Genomic DNA, 289 nt, shown 5'->3' with positions numbered 1-289 from the left:
GGCGAGGGGGAGGGCGCCGAGCTGACGTTCACGTTCTCCGGCGGCCGGGAGGCCCTGGAGGGCGCGGACCTGGCCGAGCTCGAGTCCGGTGCCGGCGATCCGGTGGACGCCGACCGCTCCGTGTGACCTGCGGGGCCTGACCCACGACGCCGGACCGCGTGTCCGGTGCCCACGGCCCGTCGCCCCTCCCTTCGGGGAGGGCGCGGCGGGCCGTCGTCGTGCCCCCGCGGGGACGCCGGGGCCGAGGTCCGCGACACCGCCGCCAGCATCAAGGACGGCCTCGCGAAGG

Origin of the sequence: Streptomyces sp. NPDC127092, from assembly GCF_042722475.1 — a bacterium.
Lineage (GTDB): Bacteria > Actinomycetota > Actinomycetes > Streptomycetales > Streptomycetaceae > Streptomyces.
This window is presented reverse-complemented; position numbering follows the sequence as displayed.